Annotated in this window: 22 protein-coding genes and 2 pseudogenes; 15 read left to right on the top strand and 9 right to left on the bottom strand. The window is 71.2% G+C overall.

Features of this window, described 5'->3' with window-relative positions; all coding sequences use genetic code 11:
* Positions 1-95 precede the first annotated feature (95 nt).
* The 5 genes from ACFPIH_RS26095 to ACFPIH_RS26075 all read left to right on the top strand — a co-directional run bounded on the left by ACFPIH_RS26095 (position 96) and on the right by ACFPIH_RS26075 (position 4,310).
* Positions 96-401, top strand: coding sequence for a hypothetical protein (locus ACFPIH_RS26095; RefSeq protein WP_381167378.1), 306 nt, complete (start codon positions 96-98; stop codon positions 399-401).
* A 531-nt stretch (positions 402-932) separates the two neighbouring features.
* Complete coding sequence (locus tag ACFPIH_RS26090; RefSeq protein ID WP_381167376.1) at positions 933-1,550, top strand: hypothetical protein; 618 nt, start codon at positions 933-935, stop codon at positions 1,548-1,550.
* A 164-nt stretch (positions 1,551-1,714) separates the two neighbouring features.
* Complete coding sequence (locus ACFPIH_RS26085) at positions 1,715-2,521, top strand: hypothetical protein (protein ID WP_381167374.1); 807 nt, start codon at positions 1,715-1,717, stop codon at positions 2,519-2,521.
* Entirely contained in the window at positions 2,514-3,725 is a 1,212-nt protein-coding gene (locus tag ACFPIH_RS26080) for a helix-turn-helix domain-containing protein (protein ID WP_381167372.1), read from the top strand. The genes ACFPIH_RS26085 and ACFPIH_RS26080 overlap by 8 nt, the downstream gene beginning before the upstream one ends.
* 48 nt (positions 3,726-3,773) lie before the next feature.
* Positions 3,774-4,310 carry a P-loop nucleotide/nucleoside kinase family protein gene (locus ACFPIH_RS26075; RefSeq protein WP_381167370.1) on the top strand — a complete coding sequence of 179 codons (537 nt, stop codon included), beginning with the start codon at positions 3,774-3,776 and terminating at the stop codon, positions 4,308-4,310.
* Between the two features lie 726 nt (positions 4,311-5,036).
* Here the strand turns inward: ACFPIH_RS26075 and ACFPIH_RS26070 are convergent.
* The 4 genes and pseudogenes from ACFPIH_RS26070 to xylB form a co-directional block, all read right to left on the bottom strand.
* On the bottom strand, positions 5,037-5,210 hold the full coding sequence (locus ACFPIH_RS26070) for a DUF6245 family protein (protein WP_381167368.1): 174 nt from the start codon (positions 5,208-5,210) through the stop codon (positions 5,037-5,039).
* 1,210 nt (positions 5,211-6,420) lie between these two features.
* A pseudogene (locus ACFPIH_RS26065) lies at positions 6,421-7,101 on the bottom strand (acetamidase/formamidase family protein); the annotation flags it as partial.
* Between the two features lie 170 nt (positions 7,102-7,271).
* On the bottom strand, positions 7,272-8,480 hold the full coding sequence (locus ACFPIH_RS26060) for an ROK family protein (protein WP_381167366.1): 1,209 nt from the start codon (positions 8,478-8,480) through the stop codon (positions 7,272-7,274).
* Between the two features lie 79 nt (positions 8,481-8,559).
* Complete coding sequence (xylB, locus tag ACFPIH_RS26055) at positions 8,560-10,011, bottom strand: xylulokinase (protein ID WP_381167364.1); 1,452 nt, start codon at positions 10,009-10,011, stop codon at positions 8,560-8,562.
* A gap of 125 nt (positions 10,012-10,136) precedes the next feature.
* Between xylB and xylA the strand changes: the two genes are divergently transcribed.
* Together xylA and ACFPIH_RS26045 are read left to right on the top strand one after the other, a co-directional pair.
* The gene (gene xylA / locus ACFPIH_RS26050) at positions 10,137-11,303 is read left to right on the top strand and encodes a xylose isomerase (RefSeq protein WP_381167362.1); all 1,167 of its coding nucleotides are present in this window, start codon (positions 10,137-10,139) and stop codon (positions 11,301-11,303) included.
* 146 nt (positions 11,304-11,449) lie between these two features.
* The gene (locus tag ACFPIH_RS26045; RefSeq protein ID WP_381167360.1) at positions 11,450-11,872 is read left to right on the top strand and encodes a hypothetical protein; all 423 of its coding nucleotides are present in this window, start codon (positions 11,450-11,452) and stop codon (positions 11,870-11,872) included.
* A 63-nt stretch (positions 11,873-11,935) separates the two neighbouring features.
* Here the strand turns inward: ACFPIH_RS26045 and ACFPIH_RS26040 are convergent, their stop codons facing one another.
* Positions 11,936-13,318, bottom strand: coding sequence for an esterase-like activity of phytase family protein (locus ACFPIH_RS26040; protein ID WP_381167358.1), 1,383 nt, complete (start codon positions 13,316-13,318; stop codon positions 11,936-11,938).
* 136 nt (positions 13,319-13,454) lie between these two features.
* A pseudogene (locus tag ACFPIH_RS26035) lies at positions 13,455-13,704 on the bottom strand (TetR/AcrR family transcriptional regulator); the annotation flags it as partial.
* 136 nt (positions 13,705-13,840) lie between these two features.
* On the opposite strand from ACFPIH_RS26035, the gene ACFPIH_RS26030 reads away from it, so the two are divergent.
* Positions 13,841-14,023, top strand: coding sequence for a hypothetical protein (locus ACFPIH_RS26030; protein WP_381167356.1), 183 nt, complete (start codon positions 13,841-13,843; stop codon positions 14,021-14,023).
* Positions 14,024-14,094: 71 nt separating this feature from the next.
* On the opposite strand, the gene ACFPIH_RS26025 is transcribed toward ACFPIH_RS26030, so the two are convergent.
* Positions 14,095-14,976, bottom strand: coding sequence for a hypothetical protein (locus ACFPIH_RS26025; protein ID WP_381167354.1), 882 nt, complete (start codon positions 14,974-14,976; stop codon positions 14,095-14,097).
* 246 nt (positions 14,977-15,222) lie between these two features.
* Here ACFPIH_RS26025 and ACFPIH_RS26020 point away from each other — a divergent pair, with 246 nt between their 5' ends.
* Positions 15,223-16,104 (top strand): oxygenase MpaB family protein, encoded by an 882-nt coding sequence (locus ACFPIH_RS26020; protein WP_381167352.1) that lies wholly within the window; start codon positions 15,223-15,225, stop codon positions 16,102-16,104.
* A 12-nt stretch (positions 16,105-16,116) separates the two neighbouring features.
* Here ACFPIH_RS26020 and ACFPIH_RS26015 read toward each other — a convergent pair whose 3' ends face one another.
* A complete protein-coding gene (locus tag ACFPIH_RS26015) occupies positions 16,117-16,728 on the bottom strand; it encodes a class I SAM-dependent methyltransferase (RefSeq protein ID WP_381167350.1) in 612 nt (203 codons plus the stop codon).
* Between the two features lie 180 nt (positions 16,729-16,908).
* On the opposite strand from ACFPIH_RS26015, the gene ACFPIH_RS26010 reads away from it, so the two are divergent.
* From ACFPIH_RS26010 to ACFPIH_RS25990, 5 genes are read left to right on the top strand one after another with little or no spacing between them, the layout of a single operon-like run.
* Positions 16,909-17,703 (top strand): MHYT domain-containing protein, encoded by a 795-nt coding sequence (locus tag ACFPIH_RS26010; protein ID WP_381167348.1) that lies wholly within the window; start codon positions 16,909-16,911, stop codon positions 17,701-17,703.
* Between the two features lie 35 nt (positions 17,704-17,738).
* Positions 17,739-20,285, top strand: coding sequence for a sensor histidine kinase (locus ACFPIH_RS26005; protein WP_381167346.1), 2,547 nt, complete (start codon positions 17,739-17,741; stop codon positions 20,283-20,285).
* Positions 20,282-20,719: a roadblock/LC7 domain-containing protein gene (locus ACFPIH_RS26000; RefSeq protein ID WP_381167344.1), complete on the top strand. Its 438-nt coding sequence runs from the start codon at positions 20,282-20,284 to the stop codon at positions 20,717-20,719. Before ACFPIH_RS26005 ends, ACFPIH_RS26000 begins: the two co-directional genes overlap by 4 nt.
* A gap of 22 nt (positions 20,720-20,741) precedes the next feature.
* Complete coding sequence (locus ACFPIH_RS25995; RefSeq protein ID WP_381167342.1) at positions 20,742-21,161, top strand: DUF742 domain-containing protein; 420 nt, start codon at positions 20,742-20,744, stop codon at positions 21,159-21,161.
* Between the two features lie 31 nt (positions 21,162-21,192).
* Entirely contained in the window at positions 21,193-21,798 is a 606-nt protein-coding gene (locus ACFPIH_RS25990; protein WP_381167340.1) for a GTP-binding protein, read from the top strand.
* 10 nt (positions 21,799-21,808) lie between these two features.
* Here the strand turns inward: ACFPIH_RS25990 and ACFPIH_RS25985 are convergent, their stop codons facing one another.
* A complete protein-coding gene (locus ACFPIH_RS25985; RefSeq protein ID WP_381167338.1) occupies positions 21,809-22,237 on the bottom strand; it encodes a PPOX class F420-dependent oxidoreductase in 429 nt (142 codons plus the stop codon).
* Between the two features lie 106 nt (positions 22,238-22,343).
* Here ACFPIH_RS25985 and ACFPIH_RS25980 point away from each other — a divergent pair, with 106 nt between their 5' ends.
* Complete coding sequence (locus ACFPIH_RS25980; protein ID WP_381167336.1) at positions 22,344-22,757, top strand: roadblock/LC7 domain-containing protein; 414 nt, start codon at positions 22,344-22,346, stop codon at positions 22,755-22,757.
* Positions 22,758-22,801: the final 44 nt, after the last annotated feature.

Below are 22,801 nucleotides of genomic sequence, written 5' to 3'. Positions count from 1 at the left end.
TCCATCCGCCCTGCTTCTCTATGCCGGCGTCGGGGTTGCCGACGCGGGCGGACTCGGTCACCAGCCTGCGGCGGGGGCTGTGCCCAGTGGGCCGGATGTCCATCTGGGTGCGGGCGCCGATGCGGGTGAGGACGTCGCCGACGGTCACCGGGTCGAAGCCGCCGGACAGGACGGTCTTCCAGCGGCTGTGCACCGCGCGGAACGCGAACGAGTCGGGGGCGACGTCCTGGCTCAGCTCGTCCTTCCAGCGGCGCCAGGCCCTCACCGGGCAGAGGTGCGCCCAGAAGCCGTACGGGACCTCGACCGTGCGCGGGGCGATCTTGGACACCCGGACGTCCACGATCAGCCCGCGGCCCTCGGGGTCCTCAGTGATGGCCTCCTGCAGCTGGAGCTTCAGCTAGCACCGCGCGGTGACGACGACCTCGGACAGACAGCGGTCGATGGTGGCGGGGGCGGTCAGCTTGCCGGGCGGGCTGGAGCCAGCACCACTCCACGAACGCCACCAGCGTCCCGGACCGGACCGCGGCTGGCGGCAGTTCGGCGTCGGCGCAGAACTTGAGCCAGGTGCGCCAGTCGGCGGCGTAGCCGGTGCGGGTACTCTCGGGGCGGTTGTTCTCGACGTGGGCGGTCGCCTCGTGGTCGAGCCGGATGAGGCGGGCCTCGGCGGCGGGTCGTAGTGCTCGCCGTGACCGGCAGATCCGCAGTTGTCATGGTCTCCCTTGAGCGCCCGTCACGCCCGTTTTCCGTAGCGGAGTTTGTGTCGTCTGGATCCCCTACATGTGAGCGGTGGTGGCCACGGACAAGCGCGGTGTTCAACAACCGATCGGTTCATGGAAAACAGCGGCAGCCATGGCAGGACCAGCTTCGGGTGTCCAGCGGACCGATCCTTCCCATGCCTATGGAGAAACCGTCGCGGCGGGCAGGATGCCCGGATGGACGCAGGGGCGGCCGCAGCGATCGCGGGGATCGCAGGAGCCGGAGGAGCAGCAGTCGGCGGACTGTGCGCTGTGTGGGGAGCACGGATTGGCCTACGAGGTGCCGCGGACTCGGCCCGACAGCAAGTACGCGACCAGGCGTACACCGAACACGGAGGGTGGTTCCATGAGCGCCGCATCGACACGTACGCGGAGTTCCTAAACGTCTGGGACACCGCCGCCCGGTCGCTGCGTCCCGCGTGGGAGACCATCGACCGCGTCGCCCACCTGGACGCCCCCGACCACGACGACTACGTGCGCGTCGCCGAAGAGTTGCTGACGTCGGTCAAAAACGTCGCGGTCCCTGTGGAGGCGATGTTGGAACGGGTGACGACGATCGGCCCGGTGCCGGCGTCGGCGCACGCCGCCGCGGACGTGATGGTCGCTGCCCTCCATGAGATGCGTTGCGAAACGGAGACGCGCGTTGCGTGGCTTGCCGATCAGGACAGCAGCGTCCCCAACTGCGGCTGGGAACCATGGAACGCAAGTGACCGTCAGGCGATGGGTGCCCGGCAAACCTTCGTCGAGGTCGCCCGCGCCGTACTTGAAGCAGCACCCCAGCCGCCCGCAGGTTAGTTGGTGGTGTTGGCGAGCATCCGGCGGACGGCCTCCAGGCGCTGACGACAGCCGCGCCCCGCACGCAAAGCGCCCACCAGCGCGGGCATTTGGAGGTCATAAATTAAGCGAACATGCTATGTTGACGCTCGTTCGGTAAGTGACTGACTCTCTGAGGGGGGATCATGGCTGGTGAGGTCACGCCGTCGCGGTGGGCCGTTGAGCAGTTTGGTGATCACGCTGCAGATGTGATGCGGCACGTGGCTACCGGCCTGGCACGTGGCCAAAAGGCGGCCCGGTTGGTTCAGGTGACGGCCGAGTCCGCAGGGGCCGCCGACAGGCGTCCCTACGGCAGTATGTGGGCCACGCGCTACCACCAAGTCGTCTCGCAGTTCGACTTGGCTTCGCTACCTGGCTACGAGGCTCACAAGCCGAAGGGGGCGTCGTACAGCCTGGCGGTGGTCAACGGGCGGGTATTGATCCCGTTCCGGCACGCCACGTCACTGAAGGAGCCGATCTCCTGTGCGAAGCTGAGCACGAAGATCCCTCAGAAGGTGTCCCGTGACAACGGCGTAGACCCTGCTCCGAGTCTGTTCGACACTCTGGGCGCCGCCGAAGCGGAGGCAAACCCAACGGTGGCCGAAGCCGCCGTGGCGGCCAAAGCGGAGAAGCTGACAGTGATCTACGTTGCGTATGTGGCCAACGCCGTCAGCGACGAGATTCTGGCCGCCTGGTGGGGCACGCCCTTGTCGCTGGAAGACGACGGCACCATGCGGTGGGAGCCCGAGCGGCTCGACATGAGCATCGCTACCGCGGAAGACTCCAGCCGTTCTCGCAATGATCTGCACGATGCTAGCGCTGCCATCCCTACACAGGGCTGGGCCGGGGGCGAGGTGCCTTCGCTGAATGTCGCGCTCCGCGTCGAGGACAGCAAGCATCCGTCCGCCGAACAGGAACCAACGAACCCCGAAGCAGAAGACGGCGATGAGTGAGAAAACCCAGCCAACGCTGTTCACAGCACCAGGTAGCCGCAGCGCTCGCAGAGGCCGCGCTGGTCTGGAACAGCCATCCCCGGCCGCAGTACACGAGGCATTCGATCCCGCCCGGCTGGCCCAGGCGCGCTGCCTCCTGGGGATGACGAAGAGGCGTCTGGCCGACGAGCTTGGGGTGACCCCGGCCGCGGTGAGTCAGTACGAGATGGGCACCAACCGGCCTCGCCCTGACCTCCTGCCGCGGTTGGCAGAGATCTTGGATGTGCCGTTGACGTACTTCTTGTCGGGGCGCCCCCATGCACGGCTGGATCCCTCGGCTGCGCATTTCCGCAGCCTGCGCAGCACGCGGTCCTACCAGCGTGCCAAAGCCATCGCGTTCACCGAGCAGGCATGGGAGCTGACCTATGCTCTGGAGAAGCGTGTCCGGCTCCCGGTGGTTGACCTGCCCGGCTTCGCCGGTGGGGAGGTCCTCTCGGGCACCGAACTACCCAGCGACCCAGTTTCCGCCGCCCGAGCACTACGAGTCGCGTGGGGGTTGGGCGCCGGGCCGATCACCCACCTTATTCGGCGGTTGGAAGTGCGCGGAATAGTGGTGATCACTCCGCAGCGCGACGAGGACCTGCTATCCGTCGATGCCTTTTCCACATCGCGCCTTCCCCGGCCGCTGATCGTATTGACTCCGAACAGGACCAACGACGTCTACCGGCACCGCTTCAGCGCAGCCCACGAGCTGGGTCATCTGATCCTGCACGGCGACGCTAGACCTGGTGACATCGCCCAAGAGCGTGAAGCCGACACCTTCGCAGCGGAGTTCCTCACACCCCGCGAGTCGATCCTGACCGAGCTGCCCGCACGAGCCGACCTGCACAAGTTGTCGCAGTTGCGCGACACCTGGGGAGTATCGGTGCACTCCCTGCTGTACCGCTGCCGAGAACTTGGTCTCCTGTCGGACTCTTCGGCGAGCCGTGCCTATCAGCGCCTGCACGGCCTACAGGGGCAACCCGGTTTCGCTCCGGACCCCCTGGCTGGCTATCCCAGCGAGCAGCCCACGCTGCTATCCCAGGCATTCGCCCTTGCCTGCGACAACGGCCTGACAATCACGGAATTGGCACGTGAACTGGCCTGGAGCGTGCGCCAGGTTCGTCGAATGCTCGGCGACGAGGAAGTCCGGCCGGCCCTCCGGCTGGTCGGTAGCACGCCCTAAGCTCGCGCCACCGGCACGAACGCAGGTGCCCCCCCGTCTGCTTGACCAGTGCGCTCAGCGCGCGGCTGTCCAGCGGGGCTGGTTGAGCACAACCAGCCCCGCGCCCCGTCGACCAATCGACCGCTGTTTGTCCGGCGTGGTCAAAGCACACCTAGAGCACGCGGAGCAGGGCGTTGTCCTCCCACTGGTCGACGAGTTCGAGGTAGCCGGCCCGGTACAGCCGGTACGGCGTGGACTACCCGGAGCGGGGCTACTTCGCCCTGGAGACCCTGGTGGGTCGCTGAGGTCCGCGAGGAGCTGGTCGAGCGGGTCGCCACGGGGCAGGACGTGGTGCTCGACCACGGACTGTGGACGCGTGCCGCCCGCTACGAGTGGAAGAAGCTCGTCGAGGAGGCCGGCGGAAGCCCGCGGCTGCTGTACTTCCCCGTCCCCCGCGAGGAGTTGCTGCGGCGCCTTGCCGAGCGCAACGAGCGGAAGGACGCCAACGCGCTGACCCTCTCAGAGTCGGCGCTGGAGGACTTGTACGCCCGCTTTGAGCCCCCTCACGACGAGGGCGAGGAGATCATCGAGCCCGGCTCGTTCTGACACGCCGCGGGCGTCGGAGGCCGCCACGTGGCGACCAGTCGTGTCGCCTCCGCTTACCACACCCGCCGCTTCACCCAGGTGCCCCGTCTGAAGAAGGTGCCGCGGGTGCCGCCCCCTGCGGACCGCAATCCGGCAAGCCCTGGCGGACCGGCACCTCCACGGTGATCTCCCGGACGGCCTCCACCACCTCGGTGCGAGCCATCGCGGCCCGCTGCGCGGCCTTGACCGCCTCGGCCGAGACCTCCGCGGGGTTGCATGACCCACGTCGCCTCGATACTCGCCGCCCGCGCCACCAGCCGCTCCTCCGGCGGAAGCTCCAGCCGGGCCCACCCAGAAGAGGCGCAGCGAAGTACGAACGGCATCCCTGTGGTGTCCCAGTCGTGTCTCCCGGGAGGCGCCACCCGGCATCCCTGCACAGGTGAGTCCTCCGAAGGCTTCGTGTGCGACGCCAGTGCGGCACTGCCGGGACGCGCACGAGACACCGTAAGGACGTGCGCAGAACTCCAAGAGGTACAGCGGTATCAATCGGCGTCTTATCGGTGTCCCCGTCGAGTCTCGTTCGTGTACCGATGAGTCCCCTCGGCGCGCGTCCTCGGCCAGCCGGTCCGCTCGTTCTCCTCACGGCGCTGGGCCTTCAGCGGCTTCCTTCGCCGCGACCTCCTCCATCTGCCTCGCCCGCACCCGCTGCACGTTCCCGGGAGTCGGCATCCCCGCCACCAACACCTCCTACAAGCCGACCGACTTGAGCATGTTCAGCAGGATGTCGGTGTTGCCAATCGCAGTCTCCAGCGCCTCCCGGGCCGCCTCCAGCTGTGCGGCCTGCGCGGCCAAGGTGGAAGGCCGGGCCCGAAGCAGGGTGAGGGCGGCGTCCGCGTACGCGCAGTATCTGCCCTCATGCATCTGGCGTGCCGTTGTTGCAGGCGATGCCGGACTGGTAGTCAACGCGCAGGACGTAGACGACCTTGCCGAGGATCCGGGCCTCGTCGCCGGGATCGGCTCGTTCTCTGGGGGTTTCGTGGCATGAGCCACACCTATCCGTCCTGCCGACGCAGCACCTTCACGGTGGCCTCGTCGTCCAGGAGCGCGGCGACGTTCTACGGGGTTCCCATTAGGTGTGGTGTGACGTGGTGCGAGTGTTCCTCGTTGGTGCTTGGACGCTCGTACTCGCAGGGTGTGGCTCTATGGCGGGTTGTTGCATGATCCGTCAGAGCACCGGAGTTTCACATGCGGGCTTTCCCCGTGGTCCTGCCCTCGGGTACGCGGTACTGGACCGTCCTCGATGACAACGTCGTTCCCGTCGCCGACAGCTGGGGGCGATACCAGCGCTTCGGTCGCAGCCGAGCCGAACGACAGCGCGGTCTCCGCGGTCATCTACAGCGAGGACCCTGGGGACGACCGTCGGCCACTCCCAGTCGGCGAAGAACACGACGACACCGACGGCCTTCGCTGACCTGAGCACGCACACGAAAAGACCCCGGTGAGCAGGGGCGTTTCCGTTGTGTCAGGAGTTGTATCAGGGGCCAGCCAGGAGGCGACCGAGTTCAGCCCTGCGCTCCTCGGGGACCTCCGGCCAGTCAGCGACGAGTTTCGCCGCCAACACGTCGAGGTCTTCCTCGACCTGCCCATCGGAACGAGAATCGTCGACCGGCTCCGCGGGCGGAAACAGGTCCGACTCGCGGATCTTCAGTGTCGATGGTGCTGGCATTGGAGACTTCGTGTCTGTTGTTGAGTTGTCTCGTGCGTCCGCGCCCTGCGCGGGTCTCCCTCTGACGCGCTCGTTGACGCCGTGCTTGCCTCGCGGCGGAACGTGCGAGGAGTGCAGCGCCTCAGGCCGTGCACGGCCTGAGCGACGGCGAGCGCGGCACTTTCATTCGATGGTCCCGCATTGCGTGTTTGCCCGCGTCGCTGACCCCTTCGGCCGTGCGTTCCTGGCTGAACCAGCCCTTTGACAGGCGTGCCGCGAACAGCGTTTCGTTTCCTTCGTGCTCGACCTGGTTCGCCTTGGAAACGCGGACTGGTCGAAGGGCCGTTTCCAAGATCGAGATTTCGACTGTAAATCGCGTCGCCACAGGTCGGACGCCTGTGAATCCATGGGCAAAAACTACGCCTTGATCTTGTTCATCGCGCACTCCACCGCGACCCCGCAGGTCTCGCCCTCGCCCTGCCGTGCGTGCCCGTCGCCCAGGCTCAGCAGCGCGCCCTCCACGTTCACCCCCAGATAACAGGTGACACCGGCCCGCATCTCGGGCGTGTCCATGTTCCCGCCGTGCGCGTCGGGCACCAGCGCCGAGCGGACCTCCAGGTTGGCCGGCGCCACCCCCACCGTGCCGTGCATGGGATCCAGGGGCAGTTCCAGCTCGATGTCGCTGTCCCGGGCCCGGAACAGTGCCGTACGGCGGCTGCGGTCCAGCTGCCAGATCCATACCCGCTCCGGCAGCGGCGTCTGGAGGGTGGCCGTGGTGTGCGTCGACGTCAGCGCGCCGAACAGCGGGACCGTGGTGGACGCCGCCCAGTCACGGGCCGGATCGATCGACACGAAGTGCCCGGCGACCGTGTCGCCGGGCTCCGCCCCCTCGATGTGGAAGGGCCCGGTCTGCGGGTTGAGGAAGGGGAACTCGCACACCTCGGACACCAGGTCCTTCTCCGAGCGCACCCGCCCGGCGAAGCAGTCCTCGGTGTACAGGTCGAGGACCGTGCCGGGCGCGATCCGCGCGACGGGCGGCGCCCCGCCGAACGTCCAGGCGAACTCGCCCGGTTGGGGCCGTACGGTCAGGATCCGGGGGTCGGTCATGGCTGGGTGCTCCGTTCCGTGGCGGGCGGGTGCCACCACGTTACGGCGATCATGGGCCTGGTGGACGGGCGCCACCGGGTTCGGTGGACGAGTACGGAACTGTGGACAACTTGCTCACCCGAACGGGGAATTCCGGAACGACCGGCCCCGCTCGGTCCCGGCGGAGCCGGTCAGACCCGCTCCGCCACCGCCGCCGGATCGTCCAGCACCGACCGCACCACCGAGTGCGCGGCCCCCAGCAGCGGGCCCTCAGGACCCAGCCGCGAGACGGACACGGGCTGCGCGGGCCCCGCCGTGCGCCGGGCGAGTTCCGTCTCCAGGGACGGCAGCAGCCAGGGCGCGAGCCGGGCCAGGGCACCGCCGAGCACCACGCTCTCGGGATCCAGCAGGTTCAGCGCCCCGGTGAGAGCGATCCCGAGGGCCGTGCCCGCCTCGCGCAGGGCCCGCCGTACCTCGGGGTCGCCGTCCGCCGCGCGCCCCGCGAGGAGTCCGACCCGGTCGCCGTCCTGCCCCAGGCCGGCCGCGCGCAGCACCGCGTCCTCGCCGGCGTACTGCTCCAGACAGCCCCGGCCGCCGCACGCGCACTGCGGCCCGTCGGGGTGGACCGGCACATGGCCCAGCTCGCCCGCGAAGCCGCGGGTCCCGCGCAGCAGGCTGCCGTCCACGACCAGCGCGGCGCCGATGCCGATCTCGGCCGACACGTGCAGGAAGTCGCGAGGCGTGTCCGCGCCGAGCCAGAGCTCGGCCAGTCCGCCGAAGTTGGCCTCGTTGTCCACCGTCAGCGGGAACTCCCCGGGCAGCAGCGCGCCGAGGTCGGTGTCGTGCCAGTCCAGGTTCGGGGCGCGTACGACGGTTCGCGCGTCGCGGGCGACCAGGCCGGGGACGGCCACCGCGAGCCCGGCCGGCCACAGGCCCTCGCGCTCCGCCTGGGCGACGACCGTCCGCACCAGCCCGGTCAGCTCCTCGATCACCGGCTCGGGGGACCGGCCCCGGTTCGTACCGTGCCGCTCGGCACGCGCGCGTACCTCGCCGCGCAGATCGACCGCGCAGACCGCGAGGTGGTCGACGCCGATCTCGGCGCCCAGCCCGGCCGGACCGCGTCCGCTGACCGCGAGAGCCGAACCGGGCCGCCCCACCCGGCCGGGCCGCTCGGGGCCCAGTTCCTCGATCAGCCCGCTGCGTATCAGCTCGTCGACGAGGGTGGACACCGCCGCACGGGTGAGGCCGATGCGTGAGGCCACCGCCGCCCGCGAGAGCGGTCCCTCGGCGCTGACGGCGTGCATCACCCGCGCCAGGTTGCGGCGGCGCATGCCCTGCTGGGTGTCGGGCAGCGCGCGCCCCGGGCCGGTGGCGCGGACCTCGTGCAGCGGTTCGGTCATGCCTGCGTCGATTCGTCGGTGTTCAGCGAGTGCTCAGTCGGTGCTCGGCGGGGGTTGCTCCTGGGAGCGGACCCGCTCATTACGCGCGCGTGCCGCGCTCCAGCAGCGGGGCCGCGTCGGAGAGTACCCCGGTGATCCTGGCCAGCGTCGCCTCGTCCCGCTCCACGGCGTCCAGCACCGGGCCCCGCGCGGTGTTCCAGCGCCGGGCCACGGCGGCCGGGTCCTCGCCGGTCAGCAGCCCGGCCGCTTGCGCCGCGGCACCCAGGGCGACCAGTTCCTTCGCCTCGGGGATCTGCACCGGCCGCCCGGACAGCCGTCGTACCGTCTGCTGCCAGGCCGCGCCCCGGGCGCCGCCGCCGATCAGCAACAGGGGAGCCGAAGGGTCCGTGCCCTCGTCTTCCTTGCCGAGGACCAGGTCGAGCGCGCCCAGCAGGGAGTGCACGGCGCCGTCGTAGGCGGCCTGCAGCAGCTGGCCGGCGGTGGTGTCGTGGCGCAGGCCGTGCAGCAGGCCCGAGGCGTTCGGCAGGTTCGGGGTGCGCTCGCCGTCCAGGTAGGGCAGGAGCGTGAGGTCCGAGGTGGGCTCCACGGCCTCCCGGTCCAGACCCAGCAGGGCCGCGAGCCGGTCGACGGCGAGCGTGCAGTTCAAGGTGCAGGCCAGCGGCAGCCAGTCGCCGTGCGCGTCGGCGAACCCCGCCACCGTGCCCGTGGGATCGGCGGGCCGCCGCTTGGACACCGCGTACACCGTCCCCGAGGTCCCCAGGCTCAGCACCGGAGTGCCGGGCCGCAGCCCGAGGCCCAATGCTGCCGCCGCGTTGTCGCCGGTGCCCGGCGCGACCAGCGTGCCCTTGGCGAACGGCAGGCCGTGACCATCCCGTACGGTCCCCGCCACCTCCCCGGGCCGCACCACACGGGGGAGCAGCGCCGGATCGAGCCCCACGTGCGCGAGGATCTCCTCGTCGTACTCCTCGGTCGCGGACGCCCACCAGCCGGTACCGGAGACGTCACCGCGGTCCGTCGTGCCCACGCCGGTGAGCCGCTCGGTGAGGTAGTCGTGGGGGAGTCGTACGGCCTTCGTCGCGCGCAGGGCCTCCGGTTCGTGCTCGGCCAGCCAGGCCCACTTCGTCACCGTGAACGAGGCGGCCGGGACGGATCCCGTCCGCTCCGCCCAGAACCCGGCTCCGCCCAGCTCCTCGGTCAGCCGACGGGCCTGCGGGGCGGAACGCACGTCGTTCCACAGCAGCGCCGGGCGTACCGGCTCGCCGTGCCCGTCGAGCGTGACGAGGCCGTGCTGCTGCCCGCCGACCGACACCGCAGCCGCCTCGCGTGCCGCGTCACCGCACTGGCGTAGCGCCTCGTGCAGCGCCTCCCACCACTGACGCGGGTCGCTCTCGCGCCCCGCCCCGGACGACACCGTGTGCGGCGCCTGGCCGCTCGCGACGACCTCGCCCGTGGCCGCGTCGACGACCAGCGCCTTGGTGGACTGGGTGGACGAGTCCACCCCGACGACGAGCGGACCCTCGGCTGCTGACATCGGGCTCTCCCTAAGTTTTTCCGCGGCTCTGCGGGATCTGTCTTCCCAGAGGTGCGTCCGCATACTAATTTGTAAACGGCCATGACGAAATAGTCAGCAGAGCAGTTCGAGCAAGGAGCCGCGGCATGAGCTACCAGCCCACCCCCGAGGACAGGTTCACCTTCGGCCTGTGGACCGTCGGCTGGCAGGGAAGGGACCCGTTCGGCGACGCCACCCGGCGCGCCCTGGACCCGGTCGAGTCGGTGCAGCGCCTGGCCGAGCTGGGCGCCTACGGCGTGACCTTCCACGACGACGACCTGATCCCCTTCGGGTCCTCCGACAGCGAGCGCGAGGAGCACATCAAGCGCTTCCGCCAGGCCCTGGACACCTCCGGCATGACGGTGCCGATGGCCACCACCAACCTCTTCACCCACCCCGTCTTCAAGGACGGCGCGTTCACCGCGAACGACCGCGACGTGCGCCGCTACGCCCTGCGCAAGACGATCCGCAACATCGACCTGGCCGTCGAGCTCGGTGCCAAGACCTACGTCGCCTGGGGCGGCCGTGAGGGTGCGGAGTCCGGCGCCGCCAAGGACGTACGCGTGGCGCTCGACCGTATGAAGGAGGCCTTCGACCTACTCGGCGAGTACGTCACCTCCCAGGGCTACGACCTGCGCTTCGCCATCGAGCCCAAGCCCAACGAGCCGCGCGGCGACATCCTGCTGCCCACCGTCGGCCACGCCCTGGCCTTCATCGAGCGCCTGGAGCGCCCCGAGCTGTACGGCGTCAACCCCGAGGTCGGCCACGAGCAGATGGCCGGGCTCAACTTCCCGCACGGCATCGCGCAGGCCCTGTGGGCGGGCAAGCTGTTCCACATCGACCTCAACGGTCAGTCCGGCATCAAGTACGACCAGGACCTGCGTTTCGGCGCCGGCGACCTGCGCTCGGCGTTCTGGCTGGTCGACCTGCTGGAGACCGCCGGTTACGCGGGACCGAAGCACTTCGACTTCAAGCCGCCGCGCACCGAGGACCTCGACGGCGTGTGGGCCTCGGCCGCGGGCTGCATGCGCAACTACCTGATCCTCAAGGAGCGCGCGTCCGCGTTCCGTGCCGACCCGGAGGTCCAGGAGGCCCTGCGCGCCTCCCGCCTCGACGAGCTGACCCAGGCCACCGCCGCCGACGGTCTGCAGAGCCTGCTCGCCGACCGCACCGCCTTCGAGGACTTCGACATCGAGGGGGCCGGCGCCCGAGGCATGGCCTTCGAGCGGCTCGACCAGCTCGCGATGGACCACCTGCTGGGCGCGCGGGGCTGAGCCGGGGCGCGTTCCCCCGCACGGAACACGTCCGAGTACGTCGGAGCACATCCGAATACGTCGGAATCATGCCTTCCACGGCATGACCCCGTATCAACTTCCGTGTGGGGGTCGCGCGCCGAGCGGTGCGCGGTGACGCTGGACGCATGGCCACGCCACCCGTACCGCCCCAGCCGCCCGGCCCGCCGGGCGACACGCCGCCTCCGGGCGGCTTCGGCCCGCCCACCACTCCCTACGCATACGACCCGGGCGCCGCTGGTGGCCCCGGCGGCTCCGGAGGTTCCGGACGGCGCAGGAACCCGCTCTTCGTGGTGCTCGTGCTGCTGGCCGCCGCCGGAGCCGTCGTCGCCGTCGTGTTCATGGCCTCGTCCGGCGGCGACTCGTCGGAGGACAAGCCGAGCTCCGACAGCAGCTCCGGCACCGCTCCGGCCCCCTCGCTCAGCCTCCCCGTCGAGCTGCCCAGCGGGTTCCCGAGCACGTTGCCGTCCGAGCTCCCGAGCACGTTGCCGTCCGAGATACCGAGCGACCTGGAGTCGCTGCTGCCGTCCCTGGACGAGCTGCTGCCGTGAGGCCACGCGCGCGTGGCCTCGGCGTACGACCCACGCGCGCGTGCCGGAGCGGCTCTCCCGGCGTCACACGCCGCGCGGCAGCCGCACATAGGTCACGGTCGTCTCGACACCGCTGTCGACCAGCCGGCCCTGAGCGTCGAACGCGCCCGCGCCGTCCGTCATCCCGAAGTCGTTGTCGTTGATCAGGGCGAGCGTGTCGTGGTCCACGCGCGCGACGCCCTCGATCTTCCCGGGTACTCCGGCGACCGTGCCCAGGTCGACGACCAGGCGCTTGGACAGCACCGGAACCCCCGAGGCCGCGGGGTCGGCCAGCTGCTCCAGCGAGGGGGACGTGGTGTCGGCGTCCCAGCGGCTGCCGAGGATGTCCGCCCCACGGCTCAGCTTCACCACCTGCAGCCTGGCGGCCTTGTCCGTGCGCTCCTCGACCAGCAGCCGGTCGCCGCCGACCGCGACCACCGAGGAGATCTTGAGCTCGGAGGTGTCGTCCTCGCTCGGGTCGACCACGTTCACCGGGTCGAAGCGGTAGGCGTACTCGGCGGTGACCGCCTTCTTCCGGGGCGAGAAGCGCAGCAGACGCACGGTGCGCGAGCCCTCGCCGGCGTCCGTGTCCGGCAGCGACAGCGGGCTCTGCACGGCTAGTACGAGGTCCCCGCCGGTGAGCTGGGCGAGCCCTTCGAACCCGCGGTTGATCTTCCGGTGCAGCAGGACGGCCGGCAGCGCCTCCACCACCGGGTAGTCCGTCCCCGTGAGGTTCAGCCCCTCGGGCACGTAACGCGTCAGCACCTTCCCGCGCGCGGAGACGTGCACCAGCGAGGGACCGTACTCGTCGACGAGCCAGAAAGTCCCGTCCGCCGCCCGGACGATGCCCTCGGTGTCCAGCCCGTTCGGGTTGTAGGACAGGGGCGTGCTCGCGTCGTAGGAGTACGGCGCCTCGTCGCGGCTCGCCTGGTTCGACAGACCGGTGACGGGCCTGCCGGACGACGTGGTCACCGGGATCGCGTCCAGTACCTTGACCGTGTCCCCGGTGACCCGGATCCTCACGATCGCCGGATCGAACCCGGGCACCGGGAAGGTGCGCCGCTTCGTGCCGGCGACCTTGATCTGTCCGTTGGGCCCGCGGTCGGTGACCGTCCAGAACTCGCCCTTGCGGCCCGTCGGACAGATGTCACTGCCGATGCCGCCGAGGTCCACGCCCCGGTCGTCGTCCACCGTGCCGGGCAGCAGCCCGTTGCTGAACGTCCCGAGGGGGAGGTCGCCGAGCGTCGCCGTCCGGGTGACGTACGCCTTCCCGGATGTGTGCCCGGCCCCCTTGCCTGACGCCGTACCGGACGACGTGCCCGCCGCCGTCGCCGGCCCTGCCGTGACAAGGGCGGCCAGCACGGCGAGCGGCACACCCGCCGCGACGGAACGGTGAACACGGCGCCGGGCGATGGAGCGCGGGGACATCGAGCCTCCTGAACAGCAAGTTCATTGACAGCGGCCAGAGTTGGCTCACACCTCGAACGGCGTAAGACGTTCCGGTGAACACGAGGAGTCAACCGCCGGTCGGCCCGACAACCCCTCGAAGGGCGGGCGCGGACGGTCAGGCACGCTGCGATTCCCTTGCCGCCATCCGGCGCACCGCGTCGTGGACCAGCCGAGCGTGGAGTTCGAACAGGGCGACCAGGCCGACGGAGTCGCCGTGGATCTCCCTGCGCACGAACAGCCCGTCGGCGCCGGCCACGGTGGGCCGCCGCTCCCAGGGCGGGCACGAGGCCGAGGCGGAGGAAGTCGGGGGCGGCGACCGGCGATCTCGCGACGTTGGCGGCCATGGTGGTGGCGCGTTCCAGTGGGTGCCGGTGAGGGGTGTCTCGGGGGTGTCTCGGGGAAGGAGGTCAGGGACGTTTCAGGGTCGCTTTCGGAACCGTGTGCGCGCCGGACCCGTTTTCATGGCAGAGAGCGGCAACAGCCGCGAAGGAGGCGACGTACATGTCGAGAAACGCGAAGATCGCCGCAGGAGGTGTGGCGGTCGGCATTCTGCTGCTGATCTGGCTGCCCTGGTGGGCGTCTCTGCTGATAATCCTGGGGGTTCCGGCAGCTGCCTATCTCACGCTGGACCCCTCGCAGCGGCGCAGGCTGCGCCGTGTCACCCGCAAGGAGCTCGGCCGCTGAGGGCGTGAGGCGACGGGGGCGGCAGGGCGCTTCGGCCCGGCCCGCGGACCCGCCCAGGCCGCCCCGCCGCCTCACAGTGGACGTACGGCCATCTTGTCCAGCGCTTCCAGCAGTCCCGGCAGCTCCGGACCCCGGCCGACCGGCAGCACCTCGCCGGGCGCGTCGTCGAGCAGCACGAACGCGATGTCGTCCGTCCTGGCCACCAGCGACCAGCCCGGGCCGTCGGCCCGCAGCGTGCGCGCGTCGCCCGGCGCGAACGAGGACCGCACCCGGCCCAGCGGCGGCGGGGTGTCCACGTAGGCGCGTGCTTCGGCGAGCACCCGCCGGACGGCGCTGCCGCCCTTCGGCGTGGCCTTCTCGCCTCCCGGGCTGCCGTCCCTGTCGCTGTCGTTCCCGTCCCTCGCGTCGGCCTCCTCGAAGGCTGTGTCGCCCGCCGCTTGTGGGGGAGTGAAGTCGGAGTCGGATATCTGGTCGCGCCACACGCTCCAGTGCACGGCGATCTCGTCCGCGCCCAGGCGCCGCTGGGCCGAACCCCAGACGGTGGTGTCCGGCGGGGTCAGTGGGGGACCGTCGTCGACCTCGGGGGCGGGATCGTGCGGCGCGGGCACGCCGGGTGCCGCGACGGCCACGTCCAGCGGCCAGCCGGGCAGGGCGGCGACCACCGTCCGGTCGTCGGGCGAGAGGTCGTACTCCATGCCGCAGTCCCACGTCGCGATGGCCACCGCCACCAGGGACACGTCGTCGATGACGACCGTCCACCGCGCGCCGGCGCCGTCCTGGCCCAGTACCAGGCCGTACCCGTCCGCGAGCGGCGCAAGGCCGAGTGCCGCGCAGGCCTCCGGGTAGTCGTCGCCGAGCACGCTCGGGAACTTCGCCGGCGTCAACAGCACCGCGGTGAGCACATAGAGCGCGTCGTCCGCTGCGGCGACGGTGTCCTCGTCCGTCCCGGGCATCCCGGCCTCCCCTCGGTTCGTCCAACGGCGCGCACCCTAGTGCGGCGGGAAGCCACTTGTCACGACTCCCGGACACACCCGGAGCTGCAGTTTTCCGACCTGCCGGGGCGAATCGCCCGGCCTTCACCGTTCCGTCACGCTGCGGGCCGCCGTCTTCCACCGTTCCGTGACCCGGTCGAACCGAACGTTCATGTCCTGCTACTCAACGTAGAGTCGGAGACTCGGTGGCAGAAGGGGGACGGTGCGGTGAGGCGTTTCGAGCGGCTCGAACAGATCCGGCGGATGGACCCGTACGAGGACGCGTTCGAGATCTACCGGCTGACCGCGGCATACGAGTTCCCCTGGGACTTCACCCGCGCACTTGAACTCGCCCTCTACCGCACCTACGCGGTGCCGAGCATCGGCCGGCTGCTCGCGCGGACGGCGGAACTCACGGACCGCGCCCAGAAGCGCTACGACGACACCTCCCTGCTCCTCGACGCCGTCGTCGAGCACGGTTTCGACAGCGAACAGGGCCGGACGGCCGTCCGCCGCATCAACCAGATGCACCGCAGCTACGACATCGTCGACGACGACATGCGCTACGTGCTCTGCACGTTCGTCGTGATGCCGAAACGCTGGACAGACGCCTACGGATGGCGGCGCATGTCCCGCCACGAGATCATCGCCTCCACCGTGCACTACGGCACCCTGGGTCGGCGGATGGGCATCCCGGACATCCCCTCGACGTACGAGGAGTTCGAGGCTTGCCTGGACGCCTACGAGGAGGCCCACTTCGCCTGGGACGAGGGTGCGCGCCGGGTGTCGGACGCCACGCTCGACCTGATGGCGTCCTGGTACCCGCGACCGCTCGCCCCGGTCCTGCGCACCGCGACGCTCGCCCTGCTCGACGAACCGCTCCTCAAGGCCTTCCGCTATCCCCCTCCGTCCCCCGCCGTCCGTGCCCTGGTGCGCGGGGCGGCACGCGCGCGTGGCCGGGCGGTCCGGCTGCTGCCCCCGCGCAGTGCCCCGCACTACGCCCGCCAGAACTGGGAGATCAAGGGCTACCCGAACGGCTACTGCCTGGCCGACCTGGGCACCCGCCCGGTCCCGGGCGCGGGCGGCTGTCCCGTACGGCGCGCGGAGTGACCCGGTGGACGGTCACCGCTCGCGGACGGCCAGGGCCAGGAAGCGGGTGTCCTCGTCGGCGTAGGACGTCATGCGCCAGCCCGAACCGGCGAGCAGCGGACGCAGGTTCGGCTCCGCCCGCAGGTCCTGCGGAGTGAGCCGCCGCCCCTGACGGGCCGCCAGGGCAGCCCTGCCGATGGGGTGGAACAGGGCCAGGACACCGCCGGGGCGCACCACACGCGCCAACTCCCGCAGATTCTCCGCCGGGTGCGGCAGATGGGCGACGAGGCCCGCGGCGAACACCGCGTCGAGCGACTCCGGGCGCAGCGGGAGCGCGGCGACGTCGGCGAGCAGCAGCAGCCCGTCGCGGTCGCGTCCCGCCCGTGCGGCGGCCTCCAGCATGTCCGGGGTCAGATCGGCCCCCAGGACCACGCCCGAGGGTCCCACGGCGGCACGCAGCGGCGTCAGGGCCCGTCCGGTGCCGCAGCCGGCGTCCAGCACGCGGTCCCCCGCGTGCAGGCCGAGCTCGGCGACCGCTGCGGCGTAGGCGGGACCGTCGTCGGGGAAGCGGGCGTCCCAGTCCGCCGCGCGGGCGGCGAAGAACCCCTGGACGCGCGTGTGGTCGTCTGCTCGGTCGTCGCTCATGATCCGCATGATCCCTTACGGGCGGATCCCTCATCGGCAGATCCCTCACCGGCACGGGTGAAGGCACTGCGCACACGTTCGAGCGTGAGGCGATCGTTCCGACGTACTTCTGCGTCATATTGCGGCAGCTTTCGAAATGCGCCCCCTTTGTACTCCCGTGCCCCCTAGCGTCCCGGGGCCATGGGACACCTGGACCACGCCGCCTTCGGCTGGCTGACCCCCGTGCTGTCGTACGCGATGGCCTGCGCCGGCGCCGCCCTCGGGCTGCGCTGCACGGTGCGCGCGCTCGGGGCCACCGGGCGCGCACGCCGCAACTGGCTGCTCACCGCCGCCTCCGCGATCGGCACCGGCATCTGGACCATGCACTTCGTGGCCATGCTCGGCTTCGCCGTCGGCGGCACCGACATCCGCTACGACGTTCCCCTGACCGTGCTCAGTCTGTTCGTCGCCATGGTCGTCGTCTGCGCCGGTGTCTTCGCCGTCGGCTACGGCCGCGACCGCACGCGCGCGTTGCTGACCGGCGGACTCACCACGGGCGTGGGGGTCGCCAGCATGCACTACCTGGGCATGGCGGCGGTCCGGCTGCACGGCGACATCACCTACGATCCGACGCTGGTCGCGCTCTCCGTCGTGATCGCCGTCGTCGCGGCGACCGCGGCACTCTGGGCGGCCCTCAACATCAGCGCGCCGATCGCGGTCGCCCTCGCCTCCCTCGTCATGGGAGCGGCGGTCAGCAGCATGCACTACACCGGGATGCTCGCGGTGAGCGTGCGCGTCACGCCCTCCGGCGCGGCACTGCCCGGGGCCACGGCGATGCAGTTCATCTTCCCCCTCGCCGTCGGGCTCGGGTCCTATCTCTTTCTGACCTCGGCCTTCGTCGCGCTGTCGCCCACCACGGGGGAGAGCGAGGCATCGGCCTCGGCCCAGCAGCCGGTGGCGGGCCAGGCCGGCCGGCGGCCGGCCCGGACCGTGTGACGGCACACCCCGACCCACTCCCGAGCGAGGAGGCCATGCGTACACCCCGGAGAGGCCACACGGCCGGCGCCGAGGCGCCGCCACCCGTGCGTGGGCGCCGCGCCCACGCCGGACCACCCGCCGACGAGGGGCCGGCAGAGGACCCGTCGGGCGCCCAGGAGGAAGCGACGCCCACGCGCGCGGGACGCCGCCGGATCCGGCCGCGCACCGTGCGAGCCAAGATCGTCTGCCTGCTGATGGTGCCGGTCGTCTCCCTGCTGGCCCTGTGGGGGTACGCCACGGTCAGCACCGCCCAGGACGTCTCCAGGCTGCGCCAGTTGCAGCGCGTCGACTCCCAGGTCCGTACCCCCGTCGGGGCCGCCGTGGCCGCCCTGCAGGCCGAGCGGACCGCCGCCGTACGGTACGCGACCGACCCGGGCGCCCGACCGGACGGCGAGCTGAGGAGTCTCGCGCGGCGAACCGACGCCGCGGTGGCCGCGCTGCGGCTCGGCGACCACAGCACCGTCGCAGACGGCCAGGAACTGCCCGCCGGAGTCGCCCGGCGGCTCGAGACGTTCGTTTCCGGCGCCGAGAGCCTCCGACCGCTGCGGACCGCCGTGCTCGACGGCGGCGCCCGCTGGCGGGAGACGTACGACCGGTACACGACGACGATCTCGGCGGCCTTCTCGGTCGGCGGCTCGCTCTCCGGCATCCAGGACGCCGAACTCGGCTCCGACGCGCGCGTGCTGCTCGAGTTCTCCCGCGCCGCGGAGGCGCTCGCCCAGGAGGACGCCCTTCTCGCCGCCGCGCACCCGGCCGGCCGGCTCGACGACGAGCGGCTGCGGCTGTTCACCGGCGCCGTGGCCAACCGCCGCACACTCACGGAGTCGGCCGTGGCGGACCTGCGCGGCGCCGAACGCACCTCCTGGCAGCGGCTCGCCGACGGCAGTGCCTACGCCGCCCTCGACGCCACCGAGGACAAGCTGGTCGCCGCCGGACCGGGCGCACGGGCCGACACACAGGGCGGCTGGGACAGCGCTCACGCGCGCGTACGGGACGGCATGCGCGGCATCGAGGCCGCGGCCGGACGTGACGTCGTCGCCCGCGCGGATCCGTTCACCCGGGGGCTGCTCACCCCGGCCGGCGCCGCGGTGCTGTTCGGTCTCGCCGCCGTCGCCGCCTCGCTCGTCATCTCCGTGCGCATCGGCCGCGGACTCGTCGTCGAACTGGTCGGCCTGCGCAACGGCGCCCTCGAGATCGCCCGGCGCAAACTTCCCGAGGCCATGCGAAGACTCCGCTCCGGAGAAGAGATCGACATCCGTGCCGAGGCTCCGCAGGGACCGCCGGCCGAGGACGAGACCGGCCAGGTCGCCGAGGCTCTCGGCAGCGTGCACCGCGCCGCGCTGCGGGCCGCCGTGGAGCGTGCCGAACTCGCCGGCGGTATCTCCGGCGTGTTCGTCAACCTCGCCCGCCGCAGCCAGATCCTCGTCCACCGGCAACTGCGCCTCCTGGACAGCATGGAGCGCCGCTCCGACGACCCGAACGAGCTGAGCGACCTCTTCCGCCTCGACCACCTCACCACCCGGATGCGACGCCACGCGGAGAGCCTGATCATCCTCTCCGGAGCGGCCCCCGGCCGGGCCTGGCGCATGCCGGTCTCCCTGACCAACGTGATCCGCGCAGCCGTCTCCGAGGTCGAGGACTACGCGCGCGTGGAGGTACGGCAGCTCCCGGAGGCGTCCGTCGCCGGCGCCGCCGTCGCCGACCTCACCCACCTGCTCGCCGAACTCGTCGAGAACGCCGCCCAGTTCTCGCCCCCGCACACCCGCGTGCGCATCACCGGCGAACCCGTCGGCAACGGCTACGCGGTGGAGGTGGAGGACCGCGGTCTGGGCATGGGCAGGGACACCCTCACCGAGGCGAACCGGCGCATCGCGCAGTCCGAGACCCTCGACCTCTTCGACAGCGACCGGCTCGGCCTGTTCGTCGTCAGCAGACTCGCCGCCAGGCACGGCGTCAAGGTGCATCTGCGCACCTCGCCCTACGGCGGCACCACAGCCGTCGTCCTGCTTCCGACAGCCCTGCTGCACAGCGGAAAGCCGGAACGCTCCGCCCGGGAGATCGCCGAAGCCGCACAGCCCCCGGAACGCGAGTACGCGCGTGTGCCGGACCCCGACCGGCACCGGCAGACGGTCGCCACGCCCGACGACCGGCAGCGGCAGGCCGTCGCCACACCGGCCGACCGGCCCGCGCTGGCCGCCCCCGCCCGGGCAGCCGCCCGGCAGACGGCTGCCGACCCCCCTCCCCCCGGAGTGACCGCCTTGCGCCTGCACCGCTCCCCGGACGACGCCGACGGATCGGACGACCTGCCGCGCCGGGTACGACAGGCACACCTCGCCCCCCAACTCCGCCGAACGCACACCGAGGAACCGGACCCGGCAGCCGCCCCGCGCGGTGACGACGGACGCACCCCCGAACTGGTACGGGACCGGATGACCGCCTACCGGGCCGGCTGGGCGCGCGGCGGCGGCCGGCAACCCGGCCGGCGCGCCACGTCGGATCCCGTGCCGGGCAGCGACAGCAGCGAAGGAGACCCCGCATGATCCAGGACCCGAGCACGAGGCCGGCCCGGCACTCCGGCGAACTCGACTGGCTGCTGGACGACTTGGTGATGCGCGTCAGCGAGGTACGGCACGCCGTGGTGCTGTCCAACGACGGCCTCGCCGTCGGCGCGTCGGGCGACTTGCGCCGCGAGGACGCCGAACATCTCGCCGCCGTCGCCTCCGGCTTCCACAGCCTCGCCAAGGGCACCGGCCGGCACTTCGGCGTCGGCGGCGTCCGCCAGACCATGGTGGAGATGGACGACGCCTTCCTGTTCGTCGCCGCCGCGGGCGACGGTTCCTGTCTCGCCGTCCTCACGGCTGTGACCGCCGACATCGGGCTGGTCGCGTACGAGATGGCACGCCTGGTCAAGCGGGTCGGCGAGCACCTCTTCGCACCACCGCGCCTCGGCGCGCGGCCACCTGCCGCCGGATGAGGCGAGAGAGCGACCGGACCGGATGATCCAGCACACGACCGGCACGACCGGCGCCCCGAGCGAGCCGGGCAGCCAGTGGTACGACAGCGACGCCGGACCGCTGGTGCGCCCCTACGCCATGACGGGCGGCCGCACCCGACCCGGCCCCACCGGAGTGCGGTTCGACCTCATCGCCCTGGTCACGCGGGATCCCGGCGCACCCGGCACGGACGGCACGGCGCTCGGACCCGAGCACCGCACCCTGGTGGACCTGTGCCGCGCCGAGACCCAGTCGGTGGCCGAACTCGCGGCGGGCGCTGACCTCCCCGTGGGAGTGGTCCGGGTGCTCCTGGGCGACCTGCTGGAACTCGGCTGCGTCACCGTCAGCCGCCCTGTCCCGCCCGCACACCTGCCCGACGAACGGATTCTGCGCGAGGTCATCGCCGGGCTGCGCGCCCTGTAGACGAACGCACCTGTTACAGAGAGAAGTGATCATGGCCTTGGAAGACTCCGACGCCGCCGACGGCGACACGGCCCCCCTGGCGTTGAAGATTCTGGTCGCCGGCGGGTTCGGCGTGGGCAAGACCACCCTGGTGGGCGCGGTCAGCGAGATCAGACCGCTGCGCACCGAGGAACTGCTCAGCGAGGCGGGCCAGTGCGTGGACGACACCGACGGCGTCGACCACAAGGTCACCACGACCGTCGCCATGGACTTCGGCCGCATCACCATCCGCTCCGGCCTCTCCCTCTACCTCTTCGGCACGCCGGGCCAGGACCGCTTCTGGTTCCTGTGGGACGAACTGTCCCAGGGCGCCCTGGGAGCCGTGGTCCTCGCCGACACCCGGCGGCTGGGGGACTGCTTCCCCGCCGTCGACTACTTCGAGCACCGGCGCATCCCGTTCGTGGTCGCCGTCAACTGCTTCACGGGCGCCCGGACCTACGAGGTCCAGGACGTCTCGCGCGCCCTGGACCTCGACTCGGGCACACCGGTCGTCCTGTGCGACGCCCGCGACCGGGCATCCGGCAAGGAGGTGCTGATCCGGCTCGTCGAGTACGCGGGGCGGATGCACACCGCCCGGCTGCTCGACTCCGTGAGCTGAGGCGGCGGCGTCAGCCCGCGATGGACTTCTCCGCCAGCACCTTGTCGATCCTGACCCGGACGAGCAGTTCGCCCGGTACGCCGTTGCGGGCGCCGAACTCCTCGGCGCGCTCCTCGCCCATGTACCGCGCGCCGATCCGGGCCGCCCAGTGCCTGACCTCGTCGAGTTCCTCCGAGATCCGGGCGCGGCCCTGGAGCACCACGTAGTCGAACGGCGGCCGGTCGTCGTCCACACACAGGGCGACCCGGCCGTCCCGCGCCAGATTGCGCCCCTTCACGGTCCCCTTGCCGGTGTTGAACACCAGGTCGTCCCCGTCCAGCACGAACCAGATAGGTGCCACGTGCGGGCTCCCGTCGGCCCGTACCGTCGACAGCTTCGCGGTGCGGGTTCCCTGCGAGACGAACGCCCGCCATTCCTCGTCGGTCATCTTCTGCGCCATGCCGCCATCCTCCTTGCTCGTGCGCCCGCTCCTGGGGAAGGCTGGCGGGCGATTCCTCCAGTGAAGCGGAGGACACACACGGGGAACGCTACGGGGAGTTGGAGACATGGCGCAGAAACAGGGGCTGAGCTGGCTGCTGGACGACCTGACCGAGCGCGTCGAACACGTCCGGCATGCACTGGTCCTGTCCAACGACGGGCTCGTGGCGGGCGTGAGCACCGGGCTGGGCCGCGAGGACGCCGAGCACCTCGCCGCCGTCTCGTCCGGACTGCACAGCCTCGCCAAGGGATCCGGCCGCCACTTCCGTGCGGGCCAGGTACGGCAGACCATGATCGAGTTCGACGACGCGCTGCTGTTCGTCACCGCGGCGGGAGCCGGCAGCTGTCTGTGCGTCCTCAGCGGAGCGGAAGCCGACATGGGCCAGATCGCGTACGAGATGACCCTGCTCGTCAGCCGGGTCGGCGAGCACCTCACCGTGGACGCCCGGCATCCCGACCGGACCCCGCCCGCAGATCTCTGACCTGCCTTTTTCCTGGCTCCCGTGGAGTTATCCACAGGCTCGCC

Origin of the sequence: Streptomyces vulcanius (genome assembly GCF_042653945.1) — a bacterium.
GTDB lineage: Bacteria > Actinomycetota > Actinomycetes > Streptomycetales > Streptomycetaceae > Streptomyces > Streptomyces mangrovi.
Note: the sequence above shows the minus strand (reverse complement) of the source record. Positions and strands in the feature narration are given on the sequence as shown.